Source organism: Pseudomonas sp. LBUM1646 (assembly GCF_059716165.1).
In genome coordinates this window covers 2,859,071-2,883,963 of the sequence record NZ_CP166810.1, presented here as the reverse complement: position 1 = coordinate 2,883,963, position 24,893 = coordinate 2,859,071, and the positions used below count along the sequence as shown (strand labels likewise).

Below are 24,893 nucleotides of genomic sequence, written 5' to 3'. Positions count from 1 at the left end.
TATGAGTCCTGTCAGGATCCACTGCGCGCTATCAAAAGCGCACAGCAACGCCATCCCGCGCAGGCGGAATGGGGCTTAACGGGGAACAGGAATCAGGTGCGAGGGGGTCGCCATACCCCGGACGGGGTCTGGACTGGCAGCATGTCGACAAACAACGTCGCTACCACGGGACTGAACAAAGTGACGGGAGGTTTAGTGATGAACACTTGCAGCATGCCACCGGTCTTGCATTCCTGACCGGGTTTGCAGGGTTTGCCGTGATCGGACGGCATGCCCATGTCCTGGCAGCAGTCCTTGCCCATGTCACCCATCATCGACATGCCCATGGATTTCATCGGGCAGGGATCGGCGGGTGCCTGAACGCCCGCCATTCCACTCAGGGGAAGCGCGAGGCTGATCAGGAAAATGAGGCAAAAGCGCAGATAGCGGTTCATGGGGCTGGAGTCTAGCTTCAGGCTCTGGTTCTGACAATTACCGATCTGTGATGTTTCTCGGGCCTACGGGGCTTTGGAAGCCGAGATGATCGGCTTCCGAGGCATCGATATCAGCGGCTGACTTCTTCTACTTGCTGAGCGGCCGCCAGTTTCGGATGCGCACTGCGCTCATGCACATGCGCCGTCGGCGTGCGGTCAATCAACAAGCTCAACAATTCCGGACGGCTGTAGTGACCGCGCGAATCCATCATGCGTTTGCGCTTGTCGATCAGGCCCATGTCGAGGTCGACGATCACCTCGCCCTCGCCTTCCTGCAGCGAGCCCAACACCACGCCATCCGGGCTGATAATCGCAGTAAAGCAACCACCGGAGATCGGGCCGATCGGGCAGCCGGTGTCGGCCATGATTTGCGCTTGCTGCTCGGGACTGAGCCAGGCCGTGGAGTTGACCACGAAGCAGGCCGATTCGAGGGCGTGCTGGCGGATGTTGACTTCCATTTGCGAGGTGAACAACGGGCCGGCAAACGAGCCGGGGTACATCGAGGCGTGGATCTGTTCGCCATCGGCCATCAAGGCATAACGGGCCAGCGGGTTGTAATGTTCCCAGCACGCCAGTTGGCCGATGCGTCCCACGGCACTGTCGGTGGCGCGCAGGCCGGAGCCATCGCCCATGCCCCAGATCATGCGTTCGTGGTAGGTCGGGGAAATCTTGCGGCGGTGCTGGATCAAGGTGCCATCGGCGTCGAACAGTAACTGCGCGTTGTACAGCGTGCCGCCGTCACGTTCGTTGACGCCGATAGATACGACCATGTTCGCCTCTTTGGCGGCGGCCCCGATGGCATCGGTCGTAGCCGAAGGAACCGTGACGGCCTGATCCAGTAACTTGTAGTGCTCGGCGCCCATTTCAAACGGCGATTGCACGAAGGAAAAGTACGGGTAGTACGGCACGATGGTTTCCGGGAACACGGCGAACTGCACACCCTGCTCACCCAGTTCAAGGATCTTCTGCACAACTTTGTTGACGGTACCTTCACGGCTGTAAAGGACCGGGCTGATCTGTACGGCGGCGGCTTTGACGAAGGACATGGCGGTGATCTCATTGAGGAAACGGGCTTCAACGAGATCAAGATTACGGCAATCATATTTTGTCTTAAATGCCGAATACACCACCTTTTAGGACATCAACCTCGATTGGCCCTTTGGATCACTTGCGGCGGCTGCCCGAAGGCACGGATAAAGGCCCGACGCATACGTTCGCGATCGCCAAAACCGGTATCGGTGGCCACCACATCGATGGAATGCCGCCCGGTTTCCATCATCAAACGCGCCGCTTCCACCCGCAGATTTTCCACGGCTTTGGCCGGTGATTGGCCGGTTTCGGCATGGAACACCCGGCTGAACTGTCGAGGACTGAGGTTGGCTGCAACCGCCAGTTCTTCGACCGACAGTGCGGACTTCAGGTTGTGCTTGGCATAGGTCAGCGCGGCCTGAATGCGGTCGGTACGGGGTTCGAGTTCGAGCATCACCGAAAACTGCGACTGCCCACCCGCGCGCCGGTGGTAGACCACCAATTGCCGGGCCACCCGACGGGCGATTTCGGCGCCGAGATCCTTTTCCACCAGAGCCAGCGCCAGGTCGACACAAGCGCTCATGCCCGCCGCCGTCCAGACGTTACCGTCGTTGATGAAGATCCGGTCTTCTTCAACGATGACTTTCGGATAGGCCTGCTGCAACGCGCGGGCGTGGCACCAGTGCGTAGTTGCGCGCCGGCCATCGAGTAATCCGGCTTCGGCGAGGGCGATGGCCCCGGTACAGATCGAGCCCAGGCGCCGGGTGGTCAGGCTGGCGTTGCGCAGGAACTCGACCATCCCCGGCGATACCGGGCGGATCAGGTTGTCACCCATCACCAGCAAGGTGTCGAAGGTGCGTTGGTCGAAAGCGGTGGTTTCCACGCCGAATCCGGCGGACGTCTGCACCGTGCCGCCCTGCTCGGATAGCAAGGCGAGGCTGTACACCGGCTCGTCGGCGGCGCTGTTGGCCATTTCGAAAGTGGCGCACATGGCCAGGCCCAATACCTGGAAGCCGGGGTAAACGATGAGGCCGAGGGTGTGCATCGCTTTTGACCTGAAAAGTGGCCTGATGGATTTTCAGGCCAGCCGATTTGCACTGTACGCGCCTCCCAACCTGAAGAAAATTTCATTTTCCCCGGGACCAATCTTTTCCCGATACGACGTCCAATTCATCAGCAACATCCACTTTCGGATGCGCCCTGAGGAGTTGTCATGAAAGCTGTGCACCCCTTGATCAAGTTGCGGCATGTCTTGCTCGTTCCCCTGGCGCTGGCGGCGCTGGCGAGCACGCCGGTATTTGCCCAGCCCGAGATCATCATTCGCCAGGCGCCACCGCCTCCACGCATGGAGCAGGCGCCCATGGCCCGTCCCGGTTATGCCTGGGATAACGGTCACTGGCGCTGGGACGGTCGGGGTTATGTGTGGGCGCCCGGTCATTGGCAACACATCAGGCACGGTGGGCGCTGGATGCCCGGTCATTGGGAGGCGCGCGGACCGAACTGGTACTGGATCGAAGGGCGCTGGGTGCGCTGACCCGCCGATTGCAATGACGCTGAATCACCTGCTTGCTCATACGAATCAAGGAGTCCGACAATGTCCCGACTATTCAAGACCACCGCTATCGCCGGCCTCTTGGCGATCACCCTGTCCGGCTGCGTCATCGAACCGGCCCACCCGCACCGGCCGCCACCGCGGGTCGAAATGGTCCCGGTGATGCCCGCGCCGGGGTATCACTGGGTGGCCGGGCAGTATCGCTGGGCTCACAACGAGTGGGTGTGGGTGCCGGGGCATTGGAAGGGTTATTGAAAAAAAACCTGTAAATCAAAAGATCGCAGCCTTCGGCAGCTCCTGCATTGGGCGCGTACAGTCGTGAACGCGGTCGGTGTAGGCGCTGGCGCAGCCCGCGATCTTTTGATCCCATCATTTCTTTCGATCATTCAAATCACGAAAGCGAATTTTTCATTTCCCCCTGACCTGTTCACGATGGCACCACCTAAAACAGCTCGGACGAACTCCTCATGAATTTCAATCTGGCGATTGCCTGCGTCATCGTAGTGTCCTTCGCCATTGCGCTGGGCCACGCCTGACCGCGCTATTTCGCGTCGCCGCCATGGGGTTTGTAGAACGTGAACAAACCGATCTGGGCAGTCTTGATGTATTCATGCGCCCAGTCCGGTTTCACTGTCCGGTCATGGAAATACATGGCGCCGTGGGTGCGATCCGGTAGCTGCTTGTTCAGCGCCTTGCGCGCGATTTCCTTGGCCATCGCGTAGGGGACGTCTTCCTGGGCCGTGTCCGGCTTACCGTCACACCACCAGGAAAACTGGCAGGCATGCTTTTCCGAGCCTTGCTTGACGATCCCGCACACCGTGTCCGGAAAGCCCTTGTGGCCGAGGCGATTCATCACCACATTGGCGACGGCTTCCATGTCGGCGGCGTCTTTGCCTTTAGCTTCCCAGTAAATGCTGCGGGCCATGCAGGTGATGGCTTCGTCCAGCGGCGCCGTGCCTGCCGGGTCGACGGCCTGAACTTCAGATTGAGTAATCGTCTCGGCCTTTTTCGGCGCCGGTGCTGCACTGCCTTTGTCGGCGGCTTTCTCTTCCAACACTTGGGCCTTGTCCACGGCCACTTCTTTTTTTTGCGCCTGATCGTCAGCGAAAACCTGGCCTGCAAGCAGGGTGATGGCGAGGCAGGTGGCTATCCACGGGAGGCGCATGATGGGCAGGCTCTTCAGGGCGTCGACGGGCGACTTCGCTTTATTGTAGTCGGCAAATCATTCGAAAAGGCAGTGCCCCGAACGGGGTGAAATCGCGCATCATGGGCGCAGTCCGTTCAAGGGGGATTTTCATGCGCGTCCTATCATCCGTTTTGTGTGTTGCGGCGTTATCGTCCGGCCTGGTGTTCGCTACCAGCGCCCTGGCCACTGACGAGACGCAACTGGTTCAGTCGATCAATACCTATCGCAGCCAAGTGCAGCGTTGTGGCGGCCAGGCATCGCCGGAGCTGCCACCGCTGGCGGCCGATCCGCGCCTGGTGCTGTCCGCCACGCAAAACGTCGACCTGCAACAGGCGATGGCGCAAGCGAAATATCCGATGGTCAATGTGCAGGCGATCACCCTGTCCGGCCCGCGCGATGCGACGTCGGCCATGAAGGCCGTGCAGGAAAGCTTCTGCCAGGTGGTGCTGAACCCACAATTCATCGATGTCGGCGTCAGCCGCGACGGTAGCCAATGGCGCATCGTCCTCGCGCGTCCGCTGTTGAGCGGGCGACTGGGCGACGCGCCAGCCGAAGGTCAAAAGTTGCTGGAACTGCTTAATGCCGCCCGCGCCCAACCACGGCAGTGCGGCGGCCAACCGTTCGCCGCCACCACGCCGCTGGCCTGGAACGCCACGCTGGGGGCCGCCGCCGAAGCCCACAGCCGCGACATGGCCAACAACAATTATTTCGATCACAAGGACCGCTCGGGCGGCACACCGGGTGACCGGGCTGAACTGGCCGGCTACAGCTACCAACAAATCGGCGAAAATATCGCCGCCGGGCAAGACACCACGCGCAAAGTCGTCGATGGCTGGCTCGGCAGCCCTGGCCATTGCGCCAACCTGATGAACCCGCAGTTCCGCGAACTGGGCGCGGCGTATGCGGTGGACCCGAAGAGTGATGCGGGGATTTACTGGACAGCGATGTTCGGGACGCAGTAAATCTCCAGCGCGACCCTATCCCTTGTAGGAGCGAAGCTTGCTCGCGAAAGCGCTGTATCAGTTACAACGTTGCTGAATGTACAAAGGGTTGAAGTCCCGACACTGATCGTTCCCACGCTCCGCGTGGGAATGCAGCCCGTGACGCTCCGCGTCACTGGACGCGGAGCGTCCCCTGAGGCATTCCCACGCAGAGCGTGGGAACGATCAAACGCGCGCACCTATTCCCCGCTACTGTAAGCAAACCGCCGGTCTATGAAAAAGGCTCACCTCTTGAGCGATACATTCGCAAAACCCCAGGAAGTCCCCCTGCGCGAAGCCTTTCTCTTCTGGCTCAAGCTCGGCTTCATCAGCTTCGGAGGCCCGGCCGGGCAGATTTCGATCATGCATCAGGAGTTGGTCGAACGCCGACGCTGGATCTCGGAGCGGCGTTTTCTGCACGCGCTCAACTATTGCATGCTGCTGCCCGGGCCGGAGGCGCAGCAACTGGCGACTTACATCGGCTGGCTGATGCACCGGACCTGGGGCGGTGTGATCGCTGGCGTGCTGTTTGTATTGCCGTCGTTGTTTATCCTGATTGGCTTGTCCTGGGTGTACATCGCTTTCGGGGACGTGCCGGTGGTGGCCGGGCTGTTTTATGGGATCAAGCCGGCGGTGACCGCGATTGTGCTGCAGGCGGCCCATCGAATCGGCTCGCGGGCGCTGAAAAACAACTGGTTATGGGGGATCGCGGCGGCGTCATTTGCGGCGATCTTCGCCTTCAATGTGCCGTTTCCACTGATCGTGTTGGGCGCAGCCGTTATCGGTTATTTCGGCGGGCGCCTGGCCCCGGAGAAATTCAGCAACAGCGGCCACAGTTCGACGCACAAATCCTACGGCCCGGCGCTGATCGACGACGACACCCCGACACCTGAACATGCGCGTTTCAACGCGATGAAATTGCTGCGCCTGGCCCTGATCGGCGCCGTGTTATGGATGGTGCCGATGGGACTGCTTACAGTGCTGTTCGGTTGGGACGGTACCCTGACGCAGATGGGCTGGTTCTTCACCAAAGCCGCACTGCTGACCTTCGGCGGCGCCTATGCCGTGCTGCCTTACGTGTATCAAGGCGCGGTCGGCCATTATGGCTGGCTGACGCCGACGCAAATGATCGATGGCCTGGCGCTGGGCGAAACCACGCCCGGCCCACTGATCATGGTGGTGGCCTTCGTCGCGTTTGTCGGCGGCTACGTGCAGCAAGTGTTCGGCGCCGATCACGTCTTCCTCGCCGGCGCGCTCGCCGCCACGCTGGTGACCTGGTTCACCTTCCTGCCTTCATTCCTGTTCATCCTCGCCGGCGGGCCGCTGGTGGAGTCGACCCACAACGAACTGAAATTCACCGCGCCACTGACCGCCATTACCGCCGCCGTGGTCGGGGTGATCCTCAACCTGGCGTGTTTCTTCGGCTACCACGTGCTCTGGCCCAACGGTTTCAGCGGCCATCTCGACTGGCCTTCGGCGCTGATTGCGATTGGCGCGGCGATTGCGCTGTTTCGCTTCAAGCGCGGAGTCATTGAGGTGTTGATCCGCTGTGGGTTGATCGGCTTGGCCGTGCACCTGCTGCGGTAGCGGATAAACAAAAGCGCCCATACCTCAAGGGTGTGGACGCCGGGAGCACGATCATTTCGCCGCGTGTTGCACCTGCGCTTCAGGCATCGCCGAAGAGTGGTGGTTGAGAATCTTCCACTGACCATCGACCTGTTCATAGACGAAGGTGTAGCGCGCCTGCACCTGACGGGTCGCGCCAGTGGCCTCGGTCAGGGTGAAGGTGTAGACACCACTGTCCATGGCTACGTTGCTGCCCAGTTGGCGGATTTCGCGGTAGTTGATCTGACCCACAGGCTTGAGCGCCAGGAAGTGATCGAAGTAGTCCTTGATCTGATCCGGCGTGGTCCGTACCTGATTGGACACGGTCGGCTGCAACACCGCGCCCGGCGCATAGAGGTCGACCACCGACTGCGCGTTGCCGGTCTGCAACGCGCTGTTCCAACGGTCAAACAAACCGGCAATCTCACGGTCCTTCACGTTGGCAGGCGCTTGGGCCACGGTGCGATAAACGTACGGGGCGGCGGTCTCTGCGGCCTGTAAAAACGGGGCGCCCAGAGCAAAAAACAGGGCGATGGCCGGGATTTTCAGTTTCATTGCGATACTCCATGGGGGGTCGGTGAACCCACTTTGCCAACCCGCCAGCCAGCCGACATCGGCCAACCGGAGTCATTTGCCTATGCCATTTGGCAGATAGCGCCCGGCGCCGTTAACAAGGTTTAATGACCTCCCCCTGCGCCCGCGGGCTTGTCTCAACGCCGGAGCCGAACCATGCAAAACCCGCCTCACGACCCTGCTAGCGCCTTGGCCATCCGCACTCACTATCGACAATCCGAGAGTCGCGCGGCACGCCTGCGGTTATTGGTCGACACCGGGCAGGAGTTGACCCAACTGGCTCCCGGCGCCATGCGCGAGCGCGTGTTGGCACGGGCGTGCGCCTTCCTCGCAATGGACCACGGGTTGCTGCTGGAATGGGATGCCGAGGGGCGCGTCAGCACCACCGCCCGGCATGGCAGCCGTGATCGACTCAACAGCCTCGAAGCCGTCGCCGACCGCGCCATGCGCACGCCGTGCTGGCAGGAACGTCCGGGGCACGCCTTGCCCAATGTGCTGCGAGTGCCGTTACGCGGTGGCGACGGCAATGCCTTTGGTGCCCTGGTGCTGGCCAACAGCGTCAGCCTGCGCGCGCCGGACAACGAAGACAGCGAATCCCTGCAACTGCTCGCCACCCTGCTGGCCGCGCACCTTGAAAACGATCGGCTGCTGACGACGCTCAAGGCGCGGGATCGGACCCTGTCGGACCTGGTCAACCGGATGTTCCGCGCCCAGGAAGACGAGCGCAAACGCGTGGCGTACGACCTGCACGACGGACTCGCCCAAACCCTCGCCGGGCTGCACCAGCGCCTGCAAGGTTTCGCCGGCCGCTGCCCAGCACTGCCAGGCACCCTGGGCGCGGATTTGCAGGCGATTCTTGCGCTGGCCCAGCACAGCGTGGGCGAAGGCCGGCAACTGATCGGCGGCCTGCGCCCGGCGGTGCTCGATGATTTCGGTTTATTGAAGGCAGTCGATAAAGAGGCAGATCGCCTGCGAGAAGCCGGGATCAGCGTGCAGTGGATGGCTCGTTGCGAGGCGCGTTTTCCCAGCCAGGTGGAAATCGCCCTGTTCAGGATCGCCCAGGAAGCGATCAACAACATCCTCAAACATGCCCGGGCCAGCCAGGTAAAACTGGCGCTGGAACTGGACGAAGGCCAGGCCTTGCTGCGGGTAGACGATAACGGCAAAGGCTTTGCCACCGAACAACAACAACTCGACACCGACGACACGCGGCATCTGGGCCTCGCCACCATGCAGGAACGCGCCAGCCTGCTGGGTGGACGCCTCACCTGCACCAGCGCAATCGACGGCGGCACCCAACTGCACGCTCGCGTGCCTGCCCACTTGAATGGAACACCTCAATGAGCCAAATCCTGCGTCTGGTGCTGGCGGACGATCATGAAGTCACCCGCACCGGTTTCGTCGCCCTGCTGGCGGGTCATCCGCAATTCGAAGTGGTCGGCCAGGCCCGCGATGGCCAGGAAGCGGTCGACCTGTGCGAACGGCTGCTGCCCGACATCGTCATCCTCGACATTCGCATGCCGGTGCTCAACGGCCTGGGTGCGGCACGCCTGCTTCAACAACGTCTGCCGACCCTGAAAGTGGTGATCTTCACCATGGACGACAGCCCCGATCACCTGGAGGCGGCGATGAACGCCGGCGCGGTCGGTTACCTGCTCAAAGACGCCAGCCGCGATGAAGTGATCGACGCCCTGCAGCGAGTCGCCGCCGGTAAAGAAGCCCTCAACAGTGCGGTCAGCGCCCGTCTGTTGCGACGGATGACCGAGCGCAATGCCAGCGGCGCCACACCGACCGAAAACCTCACGCCCCGGGAACGCCAGGTGCTCGGATTGGTGGCCAACGGCATGAGCAATCGTCTGATCGGCGAGCAATTGGGAATAACTACCGGCACGGCAAAAGCTCATGTCGAACGGGTCATTGGCAAGCTCGGGGCGTCCGATCGCACCCAGGCTGCGGTCCGTGGCATTGCGCTGGGCCTGGTGACTCAACCATGAACGTGTTTTACGCCCGACGCTGGGCCGACCTGCCGCTACGGGGCAAAGCCCTGGTGGTGATTTCCCTGCCGTTGGTGGTGCTGTTGCTGTCGCTGGTGCTGATCTACATCACCGAACGCCAGACCGCGCGCGCCGAAGAAGACGTGCGCCGGGTATTGCTGGTGCAAGGCGACATCCAGACCGTCCACACGCTGCTCGCCGAGGCCGCCGCCAGCGTGCGCGGCTACCTGCTGACGCACCGGGAGGACTTCCTGCCGGGTTACCTGAAGGCCAAGCCCTTGATCGAATCCGCCCTGCGCCGGCTCGACAGCAACGTGCGCGATGAGCGGGTGCGCGCACAACTGGAAGCTATCACCCCGCTGATCAACAGCAAAGTCGATGGACTGGAGGAAATGCTCAGCGATCGCGAAGGCAAACCCGAGTCGATCACCATCATCCTGATCAACAACAAACACATCCTCGACGAATTGCGCGAACACATCAGCACCATGCTCACCCTTGAGGACACGCTGCTGGCCGAGCGTACTGCGGCGGCGTCCGCGACCCGCCAGCGGCTGTTGTTCTCAACGTTGCTGGCCGCCCTCTGCGGACTGTTTGGCGCCATCGTTGCAGTGCTGTTTTTGTCCAAGGGCATCGTCGCCCGGGTGCAGAAAGTCCAGGGCAATGCACAACGCCTGGCCCTCGGTCAGCCATTGCTGCCGCAACCGCCGGAGAACGATGAGATTGGTCAGTTGGGCACGCGACTGGTGGAGGCCGGGTTGCTGCTGGCCGAACGCTCGCGAGCGTTGCGTGACAATGAAGAGCGCTTGCGGCTGATCATCGACGGCGTAAAGGACTACGGGATTTTCGCCCTCGACACCCAAGGCTACGTCACCAGTTGGAACGCCGGCGCCGAGCGGATCAAGGGCTACACCGAGCAGGAAATCATCGGCCAGCATTTCTCGGTGTTCTACCTGGCGCAAGAGTGCCCGGAGCATCCCGCGATGGCGCTGCGCGAGGCCACGCGCAACGGGCATTACATGGAAGAGGCCTGGCGCAGTCGCAAGAATGGCAGCCGCTTCTGGGCCAGTGTAGTGATCACCGCGCAATACGACAGCAGCGGCGCGTTGCGCGGGTTTTCGAAGATTACCCGGGACATTACCGACCGCCGCGCGGCCGAGATTGCGCTGCGCACCGCCCGCGAAGAAGCCGAGCGCGCCAGCCGGGCCAAAAGCGAATTCCTGTCGCGCATGAGCCACGAACTGCGTACCCCGCTGAACTCGATCCTCGGTTTTGCGCAACTACTGGACATGGACTCGCCCCCCGGGCAAAAGGCACAGATCGGGCATATCCTGCGCGCCGGCCAGCACCTGCTGACCCTGATCAACGAAGTGCTCGACATCGCCAAGATCGAAGCCGGACGCCTGCCGCTGAACATCGAATCGGTGCCCTTGGCGACTGCGCTGCAAGAAGCCCTGACCCTGGTTTCGCCGATGGCCACCGACGCCGGTATCCATCTGGCGCCATTGCCGACGCTGGCCGCCGACAGCGGAGTTGTCGCTGATCGACAACGCCTGACCCAGGTGCTGCTGAACCTGCTGTCCAATGCGATCAAGTACAACCGGCCTGAGGGTCAGGTGAGCATCGAAGTCACGGTTGAACAACAGCGCATCTCCGTGTCGGTCAGCGATACCGGCAAGGGCATTGCGGCGGATCGTCTGGGTCAACTGTTCAAGCCGTTCGAGCGCCTGGAAACCGACCCCAATGTGGAAGGCAGCGGCCTTGGCCTGGCGTTGAGCAAGAGCTTGCTGGAAATGATGAAGGGCAGCCTGACCGTGCAAAGCCAACCCGGCGTCGGCTCGCGATTTACCCTGGAACTGCCGTTTGTGCGCTTGCAGGAAACCGCCGGGCCAACCGCTGCGCTGATCGATAACCGAGCGCTAATCCCCGTCCTGACCGGCCCGGATGTCCAGGGCAAGGTGTTGTGCATCGAAGACAACCTCTCGAGCCTGGCGCTGATCGAAACCCTGCTGCAACGCAGGCCTGGCATAAAACTGCTGTCGAGCATGCAAGGGCAACTGGGGCTGGACCTGGCCGCACAACACACGCCGCAGTTGATTCTGCTGGACGTCTCGCTGCCGGATATCGACGGGCTGAACGTGCTGCAGCGCTTGCGCCAGTCCGCGACCACACGGACTACGCCAGTGCTGATGATTACCGCCGACGCCAGTGACCTCACCCGCCTGGCCTTGTGCGAAGCGGGTGCGACGGCGGTGTTGACCAAACCGATTCACATTCCTTCGTTCCTCGCCCACCTCGACCACTACTTTCCGGAGCCCGTGTGAACACCGACCTGCGCATTCTGATTATCGACGACCAACGCCCCAATCTCGACCTGGTGGAGCAACTGCTAGTGCGCGAGGGGCTGACTAATGTGCTGAGCAGCACCCAGCCGCTGCGCACCCTGGACCTGTTCAACAGCTTCGAGCCGGACCTGGTGATTCTCGACCTGCACATGCCCGAGTTCGACGGCTTTGCCGTCCTCGAACAACTCAACCGACGCATCCCGAGCGGCGAATACCTGCCGATTCTCGTGCTCACCGCCGACGCTACCCGCGACACCCGCCTGCGGGCACTGGCGCTGGGGGCCAAGGACTTCATCAGCAAACCACTCGATGCCCTGGAAACCATGCTCAGGGTCTGGAACCTGCTGGAAACCCGTTCGCTGTACAAAACTTTGAGGACGCTGATCCCGGCGGAGCAAATCGATTTGCTGCGTCAGCGCTAAACCGCCGTGTCGACTTGCACCACTTCGATTCCCAATCGCTGGTAATCCTCAACATTGCCCGAGGCCAGGTGACGCTCGGTGATCAGCGTCTGGATGCGCCGGCATGGCGCGACCACAAAGGGCTCTACCGCGCCCAGTTTGTCCGCCGTGGTCACGGCCACCACATGAGCCGCGCTGTCGAGCATCGCCTGCTTCACCGGCACTTCATCGAAATGCAGCGAGCTGATGCCGACCTCGGGATGAATCGCGCACACCCCGGTGAACAACAGATCCGCCTTGATGCCCTGAAACAGCCGCAAGGTTTCATGTCCGCTGGCCGACATCGTCGCCGGATTGAGCTGACCGCCCGCCAGAATCACCTTGATGCCTTTGTATTCCGCCAAAGTGATCGCGATCACCGGCGAGGCCGTAACGGCAGTGATGGCGATATCCGCCGGCAGCGACCGGGCAATCTGCAGCGTGGTCGAGCCTGAGTCGAAAATCACGATCTGGCCATTCTGCACATACCGCGTGGCGAGTTGCGCCAGGTGGGTTTTCACTTCATCGGTTTCGCTGACGCGGGTGAAGTAATCCTTGCCGGTGTCCTTGGGCCGCGGCAACGCCCCGCCGTGCACCCGCTGCACCAGGCCTGCGGCATCCAACTCCGCCAGATCACGGCGAATGGTGTCGTCGGAAACGGCGAAATGCTGGCTGAGTTCCGAGGCCATGACCTTGCCATCACGTTCGATGAGTAGCAGGATTTTTTGCCGGCGCAGGGAAGGAAGTTCGATTGAAGAATGCATGTTTATGCCTGAGCTTGCGGGTTTGTGCAAGATTAGCCAAAGCCCCCGGCAAACACAATCGAGGCGGTGTTCGATTTATTTTCAGGCAAACTCCTGATCATAAAGTCGTCACCCTTTTCTCCAGAGCTATCACCCCATGCTTTTTTCCCTTGTGTCGAACGGATCCCCAGCCGCGCCCGAACAGACCGACGCAAGGGGGGTGCCTTGGTGGAGTTTCACCAAAACCGTGCTCTCGGCTGCGGCCCTGTCACTGGTACGTGACGGATTGGTCGAGCTGGACGATACGATGCCTGAAGGTCCCTTCACCCTGCGCCAACTACTGCGGCATGAGGCGGGGCTGGCGGATTATGGTGAACTGGCTGAATACCATGCCGCCGTTGCGCGCCATGACTCACCTTGGTCGACGGATGAAATGCTGCAACGTCTCGATGCCGGCCGGTTGCGCTATGCGCCGGGAACCGGATGGCGCTATTCGAATGTCGGCTATCTGTTTGTAGCGAAGATTATTGAACGGGTAACCGGTCTCGAACTCGCAGAGGCGCTGACTCAACGGGTGTTTTCGCCCCTCGGCTTATCGCAGGTTCGCCTGGCGACGTCTCCAGCCGATTTGCAGGATGTGCGCGCGACGTACGACCCAGGTTGGGTGTATCACGGTTTGCTGGTCGGGCCACTTGGGGAAGCGGCGCTGTGCCTGGATCGCCTACTGAGCGACCGGCTCCTGCCCCACGCTCTACGACAGGAAATGCAAACGGTGCATCCCCTCAGCGCCCCCATTCCCGGACGTCCATGGACTTCCCCGGGTTATGGCCTCGGCCTGATGCAAGGTGCCGTGCACAGTGGCCTGATCCTGAGTGGGCATACGGGAAGCGGACCCGGCAGTGTCGTGGCGATTTACCGCTGTACTGAGAACGGGCACTCGGCAACGTGCGCTGTCTTCTGTGAAGGCGGCGACGAAGGCTCTGTCGAAACACGGGCCGTGGATCACTTATCAGCGGCCTTGGGGCATGGACAAAGAGACTGAGGCAGCAATTCCCTCAGTTAGTCGCCACCCGCGCCACATTGCCCGACGTCACTAGCGCTTTCAGCGATGCATCAAACTGTTTCAACGCATTCACCTGCAACTCGGTCTGCTGGTCGATTTGCGCCGCGATCTCTGGCGCCGCTTTGCCATGGACCCAGACCGAAGGCATTTGCTGTTCACGGGAGCCTTCAGCCTTGCCGATATATTGCAGGTTCGCGTCGTAGAACTTGGCGAGGAATCGCGCTTCGACCTGGTTGTTGCGCTTCGAAACCAAGCGACTGTAAGTGTCCAGCATCACCACCACATCCGGGTGAGCAGCCACCAGCGCATCGAGGTTGTCGTAGACGGTCACCGAAGCGAATTGTTTCTGCAACGAACCCATCAGCCAGTTGATCGCCAGTTTCGGGTCGGAGCTTTTGATGAAAGCGTTGCTGATGCGCGAATCGAGGGCGGCGTTCTTGCCGCCGTTCACGGCGACCGCGTGGTAGCTCTCAAGGTATTGGAGGGTGTTGACGGTGTTTTCGCTATAGAGCACGCCCACCGATTGGGAATGCTTCAATTCGGCGCTGCTGTCCCCCATCGGCAGGAAATGGCAGGCCTGCGGGTCGGCGGCGTAGGCCGGTGCGGTGACGGCAAAACCGCCGGTCAGTACGGCGACAAGGGCCAAAACAGTTGAGATTCTCATCGCGCAGGTTCCTTCAGAAGCGAGATCGGTATGTCGCTATCCTCCTCCGTTGAGGAAAAAACAGAACTCGCATTTTTTGATGATGACTATCGATTGAACGAATGGTCAGCAAAGCCTTGAGTTCAGGCTTGCCTGACGATATCGACCGAGATCTCCACCGCCGCCTCCGTGCCTCTGTTCTCAAGCCAGTGGGTGGTGTTCCTGTCCTCGGGCCACCCCACTCCCGGCCCATAATCCGTGGCGACTCCATTGCGATGGTCGGTGATTGTTCCTTGCAATATGTAGACGGTGCCTGGCCTGTCGATGTGGTTGTGCACCGGCCCGAAGACGCCTCCGGGTTCGATGGTCACCCTGCGCATTCTGAGTTGGCGCCCTGCCATGCCTTCGATCTCAGGACCGAGGTCAATCGATGCCAGTAACTTCACCGTAACGCCTTTCGTTTCAGGTGCCGCCGGTTCGATGCTCATTGCGCGTTCCACTTGTAGCTACAGAATCTAGTTAGAAGTAGAGACCCAAAATGGCGTGGCTGGTGGGGAGGCGACAAAGGGTAGGTGGCAGCTGCAAGCTGCAGTGACAGCTTTGGTTGAACCCGTAGCATAAGAGCAGCTGTTAATCTGTCACAAATCAACGGTTCGCCAGGCGGCCTGCACATTGAATCCCGCACTCACCATTAACCCGAAAGATGGCGCTATACATATCGCGGCCGCTGGACGCAACCTTGAAATCAGGAACGCTTTTACCTGCGAAACCGCATCCGCTCTGCTTGCGCAGTTCTACCGATCCGAACTGGACCACAAAAACGGGTACGTATGGCGTACGTATCAGGGAATCAGCATTGAAGGCGTATCAGGTAGTTTTGCTCTCTGCTTCCATTTTGGTTGGCTGACAGCAGTCCATATCGGGGTGTCAGTGCCAGGCACAGGAACCGAAAAAGGTTGGCCCCCGAGAGAATCAATTGAGCAAGAAGTCAGCCATCTCAAAAACTCATTCAGGAGACAGCTTTCACGTTCATTCCGGACCGACCAGGAAGCGTTTTCCTGGGGAAACGCTTGGGTCAGTTTTGATGAAAAAGGGTTTTCGGCCAGTGCTGGAATTAACTATGCACTGGATTAACGTCCTCAAACCTGAGTCCCGTCAAAGGGTGAAATAGTTGACCTGATCCAGATCCGTCAGCAGATCGGGGCCGTTGGCATGCATGATTTTTTGATGCGTTTAAACATTTTTTCCAACCCATGTTTAAAGACACTCAGTGTTACGTCATAAGAGGCTACAACGCCTTGCGTCGTTGCCTACGAGTACGCCAGAATCCGCCGGCTTGTGCGGCTGTGGGGCGGGCTATATCGTTTGCTGGTCACTGAAAAACAGTGATCGGGTTTGGTAGCCCGCTGTAACAGCCGTATGGCAACGCCTTATGCAGTCTCTTTTTGGGACTCTGCTTTTATGGTGGTCATGCGTGGGGCTCCTTCGTGAGCGCCGGGGTTTTCCTGTTGCAGCCGGTCTACCAACCCACGTATGGCCGCCACCCTTCGTTTGGTAGCGAGGGTGATGGCTCCTTAAAATCTGTAACAAGGAGTTTTCATCTATGTTCAAAGTGACACGCTATTAATCTAAATAAAACTGAGAACATGAAACTTACCAAATCACAACTTACCAACCTTCTTACAAAATGGATGAAAGAAGAACGTTCTGCATGTCGTGCGGCCTTCCTAGGCACGAATGAATGAGGGTGTAGGCAAATGTACAGCCCCACAAATAAACAAGAACGATTGCGGCGGCCCAATTTTTAGGTGTGCGACAGTCCAGCGCCTCAATGATTCTTCCTACACAGGCTTGACCCAACTTATTACTGCACGTGTGTTGAACGGTGCTCAGCAGAGAGCGTCCTGACCTAAATGAAAAGTGTCATTTCTTATACGCGGTATCCTCTCGCGCGAACATCAAGAATCAAGGCTTCTCACAGCCTAACTCGTTAACTCAACATGTTTTCTTGATCTCCAATCACTTTTGCAAGGATAGGCATCATGAGTGGAAAGCCCGCCGCCCGCGTTACTGACCCTACCGCATGTCCAATGCCGGGGCATGGCACCAACCCTATAATCGAAGGTTCTCCTGACGTCGTCTTCGATTGTTTGCCCGCAGCACGTCAAGGTGATGTATCTGCTTGCGGAAGCCCGATTAGCTCTGCCGTGTCATCGACGGTTTTCATCAACGGAAAACCTGCCGCAACGCTCGGCAGTGTCGGTGAACATGGCAACGTGATCATCGGTGGATCGGGAACCGTGATCATCGGCGACATGTTCACACCGACCCCGTTCACCCCCATCGTGCCATTGAGCAGTTCCACAGCCCCTTACTCCGGACGCTTTCAACTCATAGATCAGGAAACCGGCAAACCCATCGTTGGCCGCAAAGTAAAGGTCTGGTCTAGTGCCGGCTGGAGCGCGCTCGACACCACAAATATCGAGGGCATGACATCGTGGGTTAAGCACGATGCGTCGGAGTCTATCCATATTGACCTGGTGCAGGGAGGCGAAGAATGAATGACCAATCCGGCTTGTCTCAGGGTGGCATGAGCCCCGAAGGAAAGACTAACCCCGTGGGCATCCTGAAGCCGAAGCTCGATCCCCAGGACAAGAAAGTACTGTGCTCGGCAATTTGCTATTGCAGCAGCACACCCAACATCAGCCAAGATGGCAAGAATCTCAAACAGGGCTGTGTGGCCCAGCGCCTTGGGGAGCTTGACGAGATTCTCCAGAAGCGTAGTCCGTATAAGCCCGAGGTCAGTTACGACATGACCAAGAATCCACCACAGCCAATCCTCGACAGTCAAACAGGGAACAGCCCTCATAGCTGGATACCGGGCTGGATCAACAAGTACTGGAATGAAGACCCAGAACATCCACCGTTCAAGTCCGGGAAAGGGATGATTCGTCGACCCGATGTCGTGATCGTCAAGGATTCCAGCAAGTCACCAACTCAGGACAATATCAAGCAAGTAGTGGAGATGAAATTCCCACCTGACCCACCGAATATGGAGCAGGCGCGGGATTATGCAAAAATTGCTGGCAACAAAAGCAAGGTCGTTGAGATGACATCCACCGAATGTGACTGTAGCCAGGAAAATCAGCAGTCCAATGTGCCAGTGGAACAGCTCGGATGGGCCGCTGCCATCGCGAGTGGCGTTATGTTTATCCTGACGCGTGGCCGCTCCCCTCGGCCAATGATCCCCGCTTACTGACTAGGAGCAACACCCATGGAACCGGAATTCAATGTAGCCGAAGAACTTGCCAAGCAACCACACCTGCTGGAAATACCCGGCCATCTATTGATGAAGGGCGGCCCCCAGAACTATATCGGAGCAGTACTTTGCCTGCGAGGAACGCTGTATTTCAAGGAGGCCCATACACCCTTGGTGCGCGAGGCGCTATGCCAGTGCTTCGACGACTTCAAACGCTTGGCTGAGCCCCACCTCACCTGGCTCTGGCGCGAAGAACCTCCTCAAGGCAAGCCATTGTCAACCTATGCTAACGCAAAGCCACTACGAGATATGGTCGAAGCAATGGATGAAGACGACCTTCTCAGCTTCTACTACCTCAGTGGCAAGCAATCAAATGACGCTAGCGCTTGGCTCTTCGATGTTTTTGGTATGCGGGGATGGGCGGCTAAGATCGGGGATGAGCTAAGCGTTCTGCAATTCTCAGTACCGCTTTTGTACCAAGAGCAAAACCCTCTCAGCTTCCTACGCTTATTCCTCGACTCCGCGCGCCGATTGGTTCCAGAGCAGGGCTACGCGGGGCATGCCTTCAATCTCTCCGTAACCAACCGGGATGGCAATGAGCCTACTGAAGCCTTTATGGCGGCGCGCATGCCTGGTTTGGATGCGGGAACAGCAGGTCTGTTGGCTAATATCCCCGAGTTCAAGCCCACAAAAATCAAGACTGTCAGTTGGCTGACCCTGCTCGACCAAGCGCGACTGGATCTTGTTGGCGGTCTTGAGGGGCTACGTGCGCAGCTACCTTCCAGCCATTTTGCCTTTTATGACTACGGTAACGGTGTGGTGATCCAGGCCGGCGCGCACCCGTACCTTGCCGGTGATGCTAATGATCCGAAACCGGCTGCTTACGTGTTACTGAACCATGTGCTCAAGGGCATCCGCTACGAGACTGTGGGTTCATTGCACGGCGGCTCTCATGATGGCGAGTTACGGCTGGTGGACTGGTCGGCGGACCAGTGGCTCAAGCGCTTAGATGTGGACGCAGACGATATACCCGTCTGGCGTGCCAAGTTACTTCGCGACGAACCCTGCTTGGATGCTACAAACACTCTGCCGGGGCGCTTGTAGAATAGATGAACTGACGCGGCCGCCGATACAACGGACGAGATAAACCAAGCCGCTATCGCATGAGTGGGCGTCGGCCAGACTGAGCAAGGTTCAATTGGCTGTGCGCTTCCCCCTGAGACCCAACCCCCCCAGATACCAATCCCGTACCCTACGACGCCTCTTTCGATCTTGACCCCAAGAAAATGAAATTGGCGGCAGACCGCGCACTCAAGTTCTACCTCAACCCCGGGGCGACGAAAACGCAGATACCGCCCCGCAGATCCGGCACCTGCTTCTCCATCGACGCAGCGGTGGATGACGAAACGTTGCTGGTTGAGATCTACGAATCGCTGTCGTCGGCCCGCGCAATGGTCAACGATCTCGTCGAGCTGACGGACGGCCCGCGACGCCATACGATGCTGGTGCTGCACCGGACGCTCCTGATGGGTGAGCTGGCGGCCAACCGGGTACTGGATAACCACAAGCCTGGGTAATCGCCAGGCGCTGCAGTGAGGGGGCTTGCTCCCTCACTACTTGGGAACCTCCAAGCGCCCAGAGCCGTATTGAAAAGTTGCTTGCTCAATACATATGGATATCCGTATATTCGGACCTTCACATATCTACGGCCTCACCATGCTCAGTCCTCCAGCCCTCTACAAATGCCTATCCGACGAAACCCGCGCCCGGGCCACTCTGCTGATCACCCGTGAAGGCGAGTTATGCGTCTGCGAGTTGGTCTGCGCGCTGGATGACAGCCAGCCGAAAATCTCCCGCCATCTGGCCCAACTCCGGGCATGCGGCCTGCTGCTTGATCGACGCCAGGGTCAATGGGTGTATTACCGGCTCAACCCGGAACTGCCCGACTGGGTGCGCGCGGTGCTTGAAACCACGCTGCACGCCAATGCCGACTGGCTTGCGGAAAACACTGCCCGGCTCAGACAGATGAGCGACCGTCCGCTCAATTCCGCAGCGTGCTGCTGACCCCTGTTTCGTCGAGTGTTCTTATGCTGATTGCGTTAGCGATTTTTCTATTCACGATTGTGATGGTCATCTGGCAGCCCAAGGGCTTGGGCGTTGGCTGGAGTGCTTCTTTGGGTGCCGTTCTGGCGCTGGTTTCCGGCGTGGTGACATTGGACGACATTCCCCTGGTGTGGGGCATTGTCTGGAACGCGACCGCGACGTTTATCGCGGTCATCGTCATCAGCTTGTTGCTGGATGAGGCGGGATTCTTTCAGTGGGCGGCTTTGCATGTGGCGCGCTGGGCCAAGGGCGACGGGCGTCGCCTGTTCGCGTTCACGGTACTGCTCGGGGCAGCCGTGTCCGCCCTGTTTGCCAATGACGGTGCGGCACTGATCTTGACCCCGATCGTGATCTCGATGCTGATCGCGATGCGCTTTTCGCCTGCCTCAACCCTGGCGTTTGTTATGGCTGCAGGTTTTATCGCCGACACGGCCAGCCTGCCGTTGGTGGTGTCGAATCTGGTGAATATCGTTTCGGCCGACTACTTTGGCCTTGGTTTCAGCCAATACGCCTCGGTGATGGTTCCGGTCAACCTCGTGGCAGTGGCCGCGACGCTGGTCGCGCTGTACCTGTTTTTCCGCCGCGATATACCGCAGCACTACCAAGTCGAAGAACTTCAAGACCCGCGTCTTGCGGTGCGAGATCCACTGACCTTTCGTTTCGGCTGGTGTGTTTTGGTGGTGTTGCTGGTCGGTTTGTTTGCACTGGAGCCACTGGGTATTCCGGTCAGTGCAATCGCCGCTGTCTGTGCCGCAACGCTATATGCCGTAGCGGCACGTGGGCATGTGATTTCCACACGCAGAGTGTTGCGCGAAGCGCCCTGGCAAGTCGTGACCTTTTCACTGGGCATGTACTTGGTTGTCTACGGACTGAAAAACGCAGGCCTGACCGCCTACCTGACGGATGCCCTCAACCACTTGGCCGAATACGGCGTGTGGGGCGCCGCTCTGGGCACTGGTTTTCTGACCGCATTGCTGTCGTCCGGCATGAACAACATGCCAACGGTATTAGTGGGCGCGTTATCCATCCAGGCCAGTGACGCCACCGGCGTGGTGCGCGACGCCATGATCTACGGCAACGTCATTGGCTGTGACCTGGGGCCAAAAATCACCCCGATCGGCAGCCTGGCGACGCTCCTTTGGCTGCACGTCCTGGAACGCAAAGGCCTGCGTATTTCTTGGGGTTACTACTTCAAGGTCGGTGTCGTGCTGACCGTGCCCATCCTGTTCATTACCTTATCTGCCCTGGCTCTGCGCCTAAGTTTCTAACCCTTGTCCATCAGGAGTTTCCATGCGAGTTCTATTCATGTGCACCGCCAATAGCTGCCGCAGCATCCTCTCCGAAGCGATGTTCAATCACTTGGCGCCGCAGGGTTTCGAGGCGGTCAGCGCCGGCAGTTTTCCCAAAGGCCAGGTGTTGCCACGCAGCCTCACCACGCTGCAAGAAGCCGGGATCGCCATTGACGGCTTGAGCAGCAAAGGCAACGACGCCTTCGAAGCCAACCCGCCGGACATCGTCATCACTGTCTGCGACAAGGCCGCCGGTGAGGCGTGCCCCGTGTACTTCGGGCCAGCATTGAAAGCGCATTGGGGACTGGAAGATCCATCAGATGTGACAGGCGACGAAGCCGCCGTCTCCGCCGCTTTCCACTCGACCCTGGCGCGTATCGAAACACGCTGCCGGGCCTTTCTCGCCCTGCCCTTCGCCGAACTTGATCGCGATGCCTTGAAGCGGGAACTCGACCGCATCAGCACGTTGTAACTGGAGCCCCCCATGACTCACCCGCTGCCCAACCTCGACACCTCGCTGATTCAATCCCCTGATCAAAACGGCCCACACAAACCACGGATTTTGCTGTTGTACGGCTCGACGCGCGCCCGATCATTCAGTCGATTGATGGTCGAAGAATCCGCGCGCTTGCTCGAACACTTCGGTGCCGAGACGCGGATTTTCAATCCCTCCGGTTTGCCACTGCCGGACGACGCGCCGAACGATCATCCAAAAGTGCAGGAACTGCTTGAGCTGATGCAATGGTCCGAAGGCCAGGTCTGGTGCTCGCCGGAACGTCACGGCTCGATGTCTGCGGTGTTCAAGGCACAAATAGACTGGGTGCCGCTGGCCATCGGCGCGGTTCGCCCGACCCAGGGCAAGACCCTGGCGGTGATGCAGGTGTGTGGCGGCTCCCAGTCTTTCAACGTGGTCAATCAGCTTCGCGTCCTGGGGCGCTGGATGCGCATGTTCACCATCCCCAATCAATCCTCCGTGCCGAAGGCCTTTTTGGAGTTTGACGAGGACAACCGCATGAAACCCTCGGCGCTCTACGACCGGGTGGTGGATGTGATGGAGGAATTGGTGAAGTTTACGCTGCTGCTGCGCGATCGCCCGGACCTGGTTGACCGCTATTCGGAGCGCAAGGAGACGGCTGAGGAACTGACCCGACGGGTGAATCAGCGCTCGATTTGAACCAGGCACCGTAAATCTCGCTCATATTAATGGCCGACCACCGCCGCGCCTCCTTGCCGTTGCCCCTGCGGAAAACCATGCACCCGCGCGCCAACGGCAATCCATAACCCCGCCAGTAACAACACCAGCAAGACCCACGGAAACGACACGACACCGACCTGATCGAGAAGGACACCACCGAACAGACCGGCGATGGCGATCGCGCCGTTCCAGGCCACCACGTTCATGGACAAGGCGACGTCCGCGCCCTCGCCCGCCGTATCAGCCAGTGCGGTTTGCAGCAGTGTCGCGGCGCCACCGAAGGTCAGGCCCCAGACGAATGTACCGACGTAGATGACAATCACCGATTGGGAAAAGAACCCGAAAACAAAGGCTGTGGCGGCGAACGTGGCGAGGCTGAGTAATACGGCGTTGCGCAGGTACCGGTCCACCAGGCGCCCGGTGATCCAGATACTCAGCAGCGCGGCGATACCGAACACCAGCAGCACGACATCGATATCGCTGCCCAGTCCGGCCGGGGTAACGAAGGGCGCGACGTAGGTATAGAGAATGTTGTGCGCCAGCATCCAGGTCATCACGACCCCGAGGACCGGGCGCACACCTGGGGTGAAAAACACCTGGCCTAACGGCATGCGCTCGGAACCGGCCTGGCCGGGGTAATCCGGGACTTTCGCCAGCACCCAGACGATCAGCCCCAACGTCAGCACCGACATCAACGCAAACGCCGTACGCCAGCCCACCAAAGCGCCAAGCCAAGTGCCCAACGGCACGCCCAGCGACAGCGCAATCGGCGCGCCCACCATCGCCACGGCCATGGCTCGCCCCTGAAGATGCACCGCCACCATACGTCGCGCATACCCCGCCAGAAGGCTCCAGGCCAATCCGGCAGACACCCCGGCGAAGAACCGCGCGATGAGCGTAATGCCATAACTCGATGACCAGGCGGTGATGGAATTGAACACGAGGAAACCGACAATCGTCAGCAGCAAGACATTGCGCCGCCGCCAACCTTGGGTGGCGATGGTCAGCGGGATCGCCGCCAGCAATGAACCCAGCGCATAGACCGTGACCATCTGCCCGGCCAGTGAGGGAGACACATTCAGACCGCTGCTGATTTCGGGCAGTAACCCGGCGGGCAAGGTCTCGGTCACAATGCAAATGAACCCCGTCATCGCCAGCGCCAGCAGCGCGCCGAGGGGTAACCGTTGTTTTTCAAGCTGACTGTCCTGCATTGCTTTGCTCCTGATTACGCACTTATGTATTGATCGGTATAAATCTAAAGCGCGCAAAGAGCATGGTCAATGACTTTTGTATCGACTAGTATCTAAGTCATGAAAAAACGGAGGTGAACATGGCAACGATGGGCCGCCCGCGCACGTTCGACCGTGACACGGCAATCACACAGGCGATGCATCTGTTCTGGGAGCATGGCTATGAATCGACGTCGCTGAGTCAGCTCAAGAGTGCCATCGGTGGCGGCATCTCTGCGCCCAGCTTCTATGCGGCGTTCGGCTCCAAAGAGGCGTTGTTTCAAGAGGTGGTCGAGCGCTATCAAAACACCCACGGCCGCGTGACCGAGGGGTTGTTCGACACGAGCCTGCCCCCGCGCGAAGCCATCGAATTGACCCTGCGCCGCTCAGCCAAAATGCAGAGCGAAACCGGTCATCCGCCAGGCTGCCTGGTGACACTGGGCGTCATGCACACCTGCTCGGCACAGCCCACCGCCGTTTCTGCACCGCTGGCCGAAGCCAGGGCTCGCAACCGGGTGGGCATCATCGCCTGCATCGAACGCGCGATCGCTCAGGGCGAACTGCCGGTCGCTACCGATACGAAAGCCCTGGCCGCCATGTTTGACAGCTTTCTGCTGGGCCTGACGGCGCTGGCCAGAGACGGGATTCCTCATGCGGTGATGGATGCATCGGTGACTCAGGTCATGGCGGTGTGGGATGCATTGAGTGCCACCACGGGGCGGCGATAAACCATTGTCGCCAGACCTCTTCGCAAATTGACCTGGCGGGTTACGACCGCAGCACGCCAATCGCCCGCCGATACTTCTCAACCCGCTCCAGATCGTCCCACGACGGCTGCGCAATCCGGGACAAGTCGCTGTTCTCTTCCAGGTCCGCGAGTTTGACCACCCGACCTATCGGGTTCAGCGCCGCGCGCTCGACGAACGCTTCATAGGATTCGCCCGGCACTTTGGTGACCGATTCAATGGCCGTCAGCACCGTTTCGCTGAAGCCTTCCTGGCGCAGCGTTTCGAGGCTGATGCCAGTGTCTTCGACCACGTCATGCAGCACGGCGACGATCCGTTCTTCCAGGGTCGTCACCCGCAGCATGACTTTCAAAGGATGCAGGATGTAAGGCGATCCGCCCTTGTCGACCTGCCCTTCATGGGCGGCCGCGGCGATTGCAATCGCCCGTTCCAGGGTCTGGCTCATC

General features: G+C 59.7%; 29 protein-coding genes. 19 read left to right on the top strand and 10 right to left on the bottom strand.

What is annotated here, in order from left to right:
- Positions 1-92 precede the first annotated feature (92 nt).
- The 3 genes from ACA071_RS13340 to ACA071_RS13330 all read right to left on the bottom strand — a co-directional run bounded on the left by ACA071_RS13340 (position 93) and on the right by ACA071_RS13330 (position 2,547).
- A complete protein-coding gene (locus ACA071_RS13340; RefSeq protein WP_497644773.1) occupies positions 93-434 on the bottom strand; it encodes a hypothetical protein in 342 nt (113 codons plus the stop codon).
- A gap of 110 nt (positions 435-544) precedes the next feature.
- Positions 545-1,519 carry a nitrilase-related carbon-nitrogen hydrolase gene (locus tag ACA071_RS13335; protein ID WP_497644772.1) on the bottom strand — a complete coding sequence of 325 codons (975 nt, stop codon included), beginning with the start codon at positions 1,517-1,519 and terminating at the stop codon, positions 545-547.
- A 95-nt stretch (positions 1,520-1,614) separates the two neighbouring features.
- Positions 1,615-2,547, bottom strand: coding sequence for a GlxA family transcriptional regulator (locus ACA071_RS13330; RefSeq protein ID WP_497644771.1), 933 nt, complete (start codon positions 2,545-2,547; stop codon positions 1,615-1,617).
- Positions 2,548-2,715: 168 nt separating this feature from the next.
- Between ACA071_RS13330 and ACA071_RS13325 the strand changes: the two genes are divergently transcribed.
- Both ACA071_RS13325 and ACA071_RS13320 read left to right on the top strand, forming a co-directional pair.
- Positions 2,716-3,036, top strand: a complete 321-nt coding sequence (locus ACA071_RS13325) for a YXWGXW repeat-containing protein (RefSeq protein WP_497644770.1) — start codon at positions 2,716-2,718, stop codon at positions 3,034-3,036.
- Positions 3,037-3,096: 60 nt separating this feature from the next.
- A complete protein-coding gene (locus ACA071_RS13320; RefSeq protein ID WP_497644769.1) occupies positions 3,097-3,309 on the top strand; it encodes a YXWGXW repeat-containing protein in 213 nt (70 codons plus the stop codon).
- 286 nt (positions 3,310-3,595) lie between these two features.
- Here the strand turns inward: ACA071_RS13320 and ACA071_RS13315 are convergent, their stop codons facing one another.
- Positions 3,596-4,219, bottom strand: coding sequence for a cell wall hydrolase (locus ACA071_RS13315; RefSeq protein WP_497644768.1), 624 nt, complete (start codon positions 4,217-4,219; stop codon positions 3,596-3,598).
- Positions 4,220-4,350: 131 nt separating this feature from the next.
- Here ACA071_RS13315 and ACA071_RS13310 point away from each other — a divergent pair, with 131 nt between their 5' ends.
- Both ACA071_RS13310 and chrA read left to right on the top strand, forming a co-directional pair.
- The gene (locus tag ACA071_RS13310; RefSeq protein WP_497644767.1) at positions 4,351-5,202 is read left to right on the top strand and encodes a CAP domain-containing protein; all 852 of its coding nucleotides are present in this window, start codon (positions 4,351-4,353) and stop codon (positions 5,200-5,202) included.
- A gap of 270 nt (positions 5,203-5,472) precedes the next feature.
- Complete coding sequence (gene chrA / locus ACA071_RS13305; RefSeq protein WP_497644766.1) at positions 5,473-6,807, top strand: chromate efflux transporter; 1,335 nt, start codon at positions 5,473-5,475, stop codon at positions 6,805-6,807.
- 51 nt (positions 6,808-6,858) lie between these two features.
- Here the strand turns inward: chrA and ACA071_RS13300 are convergent, their stop codons facing one another.
- The gene (locus ACA071_RS13300) at positions 6,859-7,380 is read right to left on the bottom strand and encodes an SgcJ/EcaC family oxidoreductase (RefSeq protein WP_497644765.1); all 522 of its coding nucleotides are present in this window, start codon (positions 7,378-7,380) and stop codon (positions 6,859-6,861) included.
- Between the two features lie 174 nt (positions 7,381-7,554).
- On the opposite strand from ACA071_RS13300, the gene ACA071_RS13295 reads away from it, so the two are divergent.
- Genes ACA071_RS13295 through ACA071_RS13280 form a run of 4 tightly spaced genes read left to right on the top strand, consistent with a single transcriptional unit; the run spans position 7,555 to position 12,159 of the window.
- Positions 7,555-8,742 carry a sensor histidine kinase gene (locus ACA071_RS13295; protein WP_497644764.1) on the top strand — a complete coding sequence of 396 codons (1,188 nt, stop codon included), beginning with the start codon at positions 7,555-7,557 and terminating at the stop codon, positions 8,740-8,742.
- Complete coding sequence (locus tag ACA071_RS13290) at positions 8,739-9,392, top strand: response regulator (RefSeq protein ID WP_497644763.1); 654 nt, start codon at positions 8,739-8,741, stop codon at positions 9,390-9,392. The genes ACA071_RS13295 and ACA071_RS13290 overlap by 4 nt, the downstream gene beginning before the upstream one ends.
- The gene (locus ACA071_RS13285) at positions 9,389-11,716 is read left to right on the top strand and encodes an ATP-binding protein (protein WP_497644762.1); all 2,328 of its coding nucleotides are present in this window, start codon (positions 9,389-9,391) and stop codon (positions 11,714-11,716) included. The genes ACA071_RS13290 and ACA071_RS13285 overlap by 4 nt, the downstream gene beginning before the upstream one ends.
- On the top strand, positions 11,713-12,159 hold the full coding sequence (locus ACA071_RS13280; protein WP_497644761.1) for a response regulator: 447 nt from the start codon (positions 11,713-11,715) through the stop codon (positions 12,157-12,159). The genes ACA071_RS13285 and ACA071_RS13280 overlap by 4 nt, the downstream gene beginning before the upstream one ends.
- Here ACA071_RS13280 and ACA071_RS13275 read toward each other — a convergent pair.
- Complete coding sequence (locus ACA071_RS13275) at positions 12,156-12,941, bottom strand: DeoR/GlpR family DNA-binding transcription regulator (RefSeq protein WP_497644760.1); 786 nt, start codon at positions 12,939-12,941, stop codon at positions 12,156-12,158. The genes ACA071_RS13280 and ACA071_RS13275 overlap by 4 nt on opposite strands.
- A gap of 136 nt (positions 12,942-13,077) precedes the next feature.
- On the opposite strand from ACA071_RS13275, the gene ACA071_RS13270 reads away from it, so the two are divergent.
- A complete protein-coding gene (locus ACA071_RS13270) occupies positions 13,078-13,962 on the top strand; it encodes a serine hydrolase domain-containing protein (protein WP_497644759.1) in 885 nt (294 codons plus the stop codon).
- Between the two features lie 13 nt (positions 13,963-13,975).
- Here the strand turns inward: ACA071_RS13270 and ACA071_RS13265 are convergent, their stop codons facing one another.
- Positions 13,976-14,647 carry an ATPase gene (locus tag ACA071_RS13265; RefSeq protein ID WP_497644758.1) on the bottom strand — a complete coding sequence of 224 codons (672 nt, stop codon included), beginning with the start codon at positions 14,645-14,647 and terminating at the stop codon, positions 13,976-13,978.
- A gap of 122 nt (positions 14,648-14,769) precedes the next feature.
- On the bottom strand, positions 14,770-15,114 hold the full coding sequence (locus ACA071_RS13260) for a cupin domain-containing protein (RefSeq protein ID WP_497644757.1): 345 nt from the start codon (positions 15,112-15,114) through the stop codon (positions 14,770-14,772).
- Positions 15,115-15,298: 184 nt separating this feature from the next.
- Between ACA071_RS13260 and ACA071_RS13255 the strand changes: the two genes are divergently transcribed.
- The 9 genes from ACA071_RS13255 (at position 15,299) to arsH (ending at position 22,451) form a co-directional block, all read left to right on the top strand.
- Positions 15,299-15,760 (top strand): hypothetical protein, encoded by a 462-nt coding sequence (locus tag ACA071_RS13255; RefSeq protein WP_497644756.1) that lies wholly within the window; start codon positions 15,299-15,301, stop codon positions 15,758-15,760.
- A gap of 908 nt (positions 15,761-16,668) precedes the next feature.
- Positions 16,669-17,187, top strand: a complete 519-nt coding sequence (locus tag ACA071_RS13250) for a PAAR domain-containing protein (RefSeq protein WP_497644755.1) — start codon at positions 16,669-16,671, stop codon at positions 17,185-17,187.
- Positions 17,184-17,885 carry a VRR-NUC domain-containing protein gene (locus tag ACA071_RS13245; protein ID WP_497644754.1) on the top strand — a complete coding sequence of 234 codons (702 nt, stop codon included), beginning with the start codon at positions 17,184-17,186 and terminating at the stop codon, positions 17,883-17,885. Before ACA071_RS13250 ends, ACA071_RS13245 begins: the two co-directional genes overlap by 4 nt.
- Before the next feature lie 15 nt (positions 17,886-17,900).
- Positions 17,901-18,989, top strand: a complete 1,089-nt coding sequence (locus ACA071_RS13240) for a DUF3396 domain-containing protein (RefSeq protein WP_497644753.1) — start codon at positions 17,901-17,903, stop codon at positions 18,987-18,989.
- Between the two features lie 182 nt (positions 18,990-19,171).
- Positions 19,172-19,462, top strand: a complete 291-nt coding sequence (locus ACA071_RS13235) for a DUF6124 family protein (protein WP_497644752.1) — start codon at positions 19,172-19,174, stop codon at positions 19,460-19,462.
- A 139-nt stretch (positions 19,463-19,601) separates the two neighbouring features.
- Positions 19,602-19,949 (top strand): metalloregulator ArsR/SmtB family transcription factor, encoded by a 348-nt coding sequence (locus ACA071_RS13230; RefSeq protein WP_497644751.1) that lies wholly within the window; start codon positions 19,602-19,604, stop codon positions 19,947-19,949.
- Positions 19,950-19,972: 23 nt separating this feature from the next.
- Entirely contained in the window at positions 19,973-21,256 is a 1,284-nt protein-coding gene (locus ACA071_RS13225) for an arsenic transporter (RefSeq protein ID WP_497644750.1), read from the top strand.
- Between the two features lie 22 nt (positions 21,257-21,278).
- Positions 21,279-21,749, top strand: coding sequence for an arsenate reductase ArsC (locus ACA071_RS13220; RefSeq protein ID WP_497644749.1), 471 nt, complete (start codon positions 21,279-21,281; stop codon positions 21,747-21,749).
- A 12-nt stretch (positions 21,750-21,761) separates the two neighbouring features.
- Entirely contained in the window at positions 21,762-22,451 is a 690-nt protein-coding gene (gene arsH, locus ACA071_RS13215) for an arsenical resistance protein ArsH (protein WP_497644748.1), read from the top strand.
- Between the two features lie 26 nt (positions 22,452-22,477).
- On the opposite strand, the gene ACA071_RS13210 is transcribed toward arsH, so the two are convergent.
- Entirely contained in the window at positions 22,478-23,683 is a 1,206-nt protein-coding gene (locus ACA071_RS13210; protein ID WP_497644747.1) for an MFS transporter, read from the bottom strand.
- A 119-nt stretch (positions 23,684-23,802) separates the two neighbouring features.
- Here ACA071_RS13210 and ACA071_RS13205 point away from each other — a divergent pair, with 119 nt between their 5' ends.
- Positions 23,803-24,429, top strand: coding sequence for a TetR/AcrR family transcriptional regulator (locus ACA071_RS13205; protein ID WP_497644746.1), 627 nt, complete (start codon positions 23,803-23,805; stop codon positions 24,427-24,429).
- Between the two features lie 40 nt (positions 24,430-24,469).
- Here ACA071_RS13205 and ACA071_RS13200 read toward each other — a convergent pair whose 3' ends face one another.
- Entirely contained in the window at positions 24,470-24,892 is a 423-nt protein-coding gene (locus ACA071_RS13200) for an HD domain-containing protein (protein ID WP_497644745.1), read from the bottom strand.
- Position 24,893: the final 1 nt, after the last annotated feature.